Here is a 4032-nt window from a genome sequence, read left to right on the forward strand (position 1 = left end):
CACCCCGGACAGGTCGTCCGGGGTGGCGGGGCGCACCTGGAGGCTCACGATGCCGAGGCCTCCGTGAGCACGAGGGAGTCGATCGAGGCGACGGGCTCGGGCATCTGCAGCGGGCCGACGCCCGGCGTGATGGTGCCCAGGATCCGCGGCTCGCGCGCACCGGTGCCGCCGGGCACGATCGCGGGAACGCCGTGCATCGTGGACCAGCCGATGAGCGCGAGGAGGATGGCCTCCTTGCTGTCGGCCGCGGCGCCCAGCTCGTCGGCGAGCACGACCTCCGTCGAGGGCAGCGCGGCGCGCAGTCCGTCGAGGATCAGCGGGTTGCGGCATCCGCCGCCCGACACGGCGAGGAACCCGATGCCCGCGGCCTCCACGTCGCGCGCCACCGTGCGGACTGTGAGCTCGGTCAGGGTGCGCACGACATCGGCGACCGCGATCTCGCGGCCCTGCGCAGCCAGGTGCTCGTGCACGTAGCCGAGGTGGAAGTGCTCCTTGCCCGTGCTCTTGGGCGGGGTGAGGGCGTAGTACGGGTCTTCGAGCAGGGCTGCCAGCAGCGCATCGTCGACCTGTCCGGTGCGGGCGATCGCGGCGTCGTCGTCGTAGCCGAGCGGGTTGAGGCCGTGCTCCACGATGACCGCGTCGACCAGGGCGTTCGCCGGGCCGATGTCGTAGGCGACGAGGCCGTCCTGGCGCACCACGGTCATGTTCGAGATGCCGCCCAGGTTGAGGGCGGCGGAGACACCGGCGCGCGAGCGCAGCAGCAGCTCGTCGAGGAAGGACACCAGCGGGGCACCGTGGCCGCCCACCGTGATGTCGCGGATGCGGATGTCGGACACCACCGGGGCGCCGACCTTCTCGGCGATCCACGCCGGCTGCCCGATCTGCAGGGTGCCCCGCGCGTGCGCGCCGTCGACCCAGTGGTACACGGTCTGCCCGTGGGAGCAGACCGCGTCGACCCCGCCGACCTCGGCTGCGATGTCGGCCGCTACCTCGGCGAACGCCTGTCCGATCAGGGTGTCGAGCTCGGCCACCTCGGCGAGCGTCGTCTGCGCGGGCGGGAGCGCCGCGATCAGTCGCGCCCGCAGTTCGGGGGCGTAGGGCACGCTCGTCGCCGCGAGCACGGTGCCGTGCAGATCCACACCGTGCGCGGTGAAGCCGCCGCTGGTCGTGAAGTCGACGACGGCGGCATCGATCCCGTCGTGCGAGGTGCCGGAGATCAGTCCGAGGACGCGCATCAGTTCTCCTCCAGTGCAGTGCGCAGCCGTCCGTCGGCGGCGCCCAGTCGTGCGGTGGCCGCGGCGAGGTCCTCACCGCGGCGGATCATGATCGACGCGAGCTTCACGTCGTAGGCGGCGGTCTCCAGCGCAGCCACCGCGGCGTCACGGTCGACGCCCGCGATGGTCTGCACCATCCGGATCGCCCGCTCACGGAGCTTGTGGTTCGTGGCCTTCAGATCCACCATCAGGTTGCCGTAGGCCTTGCCGCCCCGCACCATCGAGATGGTCGAGAACATGTTCAGCACGAGCTTCTGGGCGGTGCCCGACTTGAGCCGGGTCGATCCGGAGAGCACCTCGGGTCCGACCTCGACCTCGATGCCGTGCTCCGCCACCGCACTGAGTGCGGTCCCGACGTTGCACGACAGGCCGATGCTGAGCGCCCCGAGCTCGCGCGCCCGACGGACAGCCGCGATCACATACGGCGTGCGTCCGCTCGAGGCGATGCCGATCACGGTGTCGAGCGGGCCGATGCCGGCGGCGTCGATGGCCGCAGCGCCCGCCTCCGCGTCGTCCTCCGCGCCCTCGACGGGGTTCACGATCGCGCCCGGGCCTCCGGCCATGATCGCGAACACCAGCTCCGGCGGGGTGCTGAAGGTGGGCGGGCACTCCGAGGCGTCCAGCACGCCGATGCGGCCGGGGGTTCCGGCGCCGACGTAGACCAGGCGACCGCCCTGCGCCATGCGGGCGGCCGTGGCCTCGATCGCGGGGACGATCTGACCGAGCGCGCGCTGCACGGCGGCCGGCACCGTGGCATCCGCCTCGTTCATGGTCTGCGCGAGTTCCGCCACGCTCATCAGGTCGAGCTCCGCGTAGCGGGGATCGCTGGCCTCCGTGGCGAGTCCGCCGAGGTCCTCCATGGTCATCGCTTTCCTCTGTTCCGGGGGTCGAGACTGTCGCGCAGGCCGTCGCCGAGCAGGTTCAGCCCGACCACGAGCAGCACCACGATGACTCCGGGCGCGATCATGGTCCACGGGGCGATGGTGACGAGCGTGCGCGCCTCGAAGATCATCGAACCGAGCGAGGGCGCAGGCGGCGGGGTGCCGAGTCCGAGGAAGCTCAGCGAGGCCTCGGTGAGCACGGCCCACGACAGCGAGAGCGTGACCTGCACGATGATGATCGACGTGATGTTCGGCAGCACGTGCCGGAACATCGTCGCCATGCGGCTCTGCCCCGTGCTCTTGGCGGCCTTGACGTACTCGACCTCGCGCAGCGACAGCACGGGGCCGCGGGTGACGCGGATGAAGATCGGCACGTAGACGATCGCGATGGCCACGGCGATGGTGAACCAGTTGCGCTCGAACACCGATGCCAGCGACAGCGCGAGCAGCAGCGGCGGGAAGGCGAACAGCACGTTGGTGACGGCGGTGATCGCGCCGTCGGAGAAGCCGCGGTAGAACCCGGCGATGAGTCCGCACACAGTGCCGACCACGGTGGCGAAGGCGACCGCGACGACGGAGATCAGCGCCGAGTTCGCGACGCCCGCAGCGACGCGGGAGAACACGTCGCGACCGAACTGGTCCGTCCCGAACCAGTGCACGGCCGACGGCGGCTGCAGGCGCGAGGGCGGATCCTGGGCGAGCGGGTCGAAGGGCAGCAGCCCGAACGCCGAGACGAGGCTGAGCACCGCGAGCAGCACGACGATGATGAGGCCGGTGAGCCCGCTGCGGCTGCGCAGCAGGAGGCGCACGCGCTCCCCGGTGCGCCCGCCGCCGGGGGCGAGGGCGGATGTCTGAGAGATGTCGGTCATGCGGCACGCACCCGAGGATCGATGACCCGGTAGAGCAGGTCGGTGAGCAGGTTGACGATGACGAAGGCGAGCGCGATCACGAGGACGGTGCTCTGCACGAGCGCGTACTCCTTCTGCTGGATGCCGAGCAGCACCTGTCGTCCGATGCCGGGGAGCGAGAAGATCTGCTCCACCACCACGGCGCCGCCGAGGAGGTAGCCGAACTGCAGGCCGGTCATCGTGACGATCGGGACGAGCGCATTGCCGAGCACGTGGCGCACCTGCAGGCGGCGCGGCGGGACGCCCTTCGCCTTCGCGGTGCGGATGAAGTCGTTGGCGCGGATCTCGAGCACCGCAGTGCGGGTCGTGCGCATGATCGGCGCGGCGATGCCGAAGCCCAGCACGATCGACGGCAGCAGCATCTGCTGGAGGTTGAGCAGCGGGTCCTCGAAGAGCGTGGCGTAGGCCTGGCCGTTGGGGTTGAAGCCGAACGACGAGGCGAGCACCGCCAGCAGTGCGGTGCCGAGCAGGAACGCGGGGATCGAGAGTCCGGCGAGACCGACCACCTGGCCGAAGCCGTCGCGGACCGAGTCGGGCTTCGACGCCGAGAGCATGCCGAGCGGGATGCCGATGGCGAGGGCGATCACGATCGAGAAGATCGCGAGCTCGAACGTCACGGGCAGGGCGGCGGCGGTGAGCTCGAGGACGCTGGTCTGCGCCCGGGACGAGAAGCCGAGGTTGCCGGTGAAGATGTTGCCGAGCCACGAGAAGAACTGCACGAAGAGCGGCTGGTCCAGGCCGTAGTACGCCTCGAGGGCCGCGCGCTGCGAAGGCGTGAGGGCGGCCGCCTCGGTGCCGAGGCCGGAGCTGATCTGGTCGCCGGGGATGGCGCGCAGCATCAGGAAGACGAAGATGGCGACGCCGAGGAGCGTGCCGAGGGCTGCGAGGATGCGTCGCAGCACGCTGTTGCGGAGGAGCTGTCTGAACATGCGCGTGTGGGGGTGCCTGTCGTCGGGGAGAGAGGGGGGG

Annotated in this window: 4 protein-coding genes; all 4 read right to left on the reverse strand. The window is 70.9% G+C overall.

Annotated elements, in window-relative coordinates; all coding sequences use genetic code 11:
- Positions 1 to 44: 44 nt before the first annotated feature.
- Genes ACNPM4_RS13145 through ACNPM4_RS13160 form a run of 4 tightly spaced genes read right to left on the reverse strand, consistent with a single transcriptional unit; the run spans position 45 to position 3992 of the window.
- On the reverse strand, positions 45 to 1235 hold the full coding sequence (locus ACNPM4_RS13145) for an anhydro-N-acetylmuramic acid kinase (protein WP_448985970.1): 1191 nt from the start codon (positions 1233 to 1235) through the stop codon (positions 45 to 47).
- A complete protein-coding gene (gene murQ, locus ACNPM4_RS13150) occupies positions 1235 to 2140 on the reverse strand; it encodes an N-acetylmuramic acid 6-phosphate etherase (protein WP_448985971.1) in 906 nt (301 codons plus the stop codon). The genes ACNPM4_RS13145 and murQ overlap by 1 nt, the downstream gene beginning before the upstream one ends.
- Positions 2137 to 3024 carry an ABC transporter permease gene (locus ACNPM4_RS13155; protein ID WP_091031742.1) on the reverse strand — a complete coding sequence of 296 codons (888 nt, stop codon included), beginning with the start codon at positions 3022 to 3024 and terminating at the stop codon, positions 2137 to 2139. The genes murQ and ACNPM4_RS13155 overlap by 4 nt, the downstream gene beginning before the upstream one ends.
- Positions 3021 to 3992, reverse strand: coding sequence for an ABC transporter permease (locus ACNPM4_RS13160; RefSeq protein ID WP_091031746.1), 972 nt, complete (start codon positions 3990 to 3992; stop codon positions 3021 to 3023). The genes ACNPM4_RS13155 and ACNPM4_RS13160 overlap by 4 nt, the downstream gene beginning before the upstream one ends.
- Positions 3993 to 4032 lie beyond the last annotated feature (40 nt).

The organism is Microbacterium umsixpiens (assembly GCF_053543675.1).

Coding starts and splice junctions, on each gene's coding strand:
- ACNPM4_RS13160 (WP_091031746.1), bottom strand. CDS start 3,992: ATGTTCAGACAGCTCCTCCGCAACAGCGTGCTGCGACGCATCCTCGCA.
- ACNPM4_RS13145 (WP_448985970.1), bottom strand. CDS start 1,235: ATGCGCGTCCTCGGACTGATCTCCGGCACCTCGCACGACGGGATCGAT.
- ACNPM4_RS13155 (WP_091031742.1), bottom strand. CDS start 3,024: ATGACCGACATCTCTCAGACATCCGCCCTCGCCCCCGGCGGCGGGCGC.
- murQ (WP_448985971.1), bottom strand. CDS start 2,140: ATGACCATGGAGGACCTCGGCGGACTCGCCACGGAGGCCAGCGATCCC.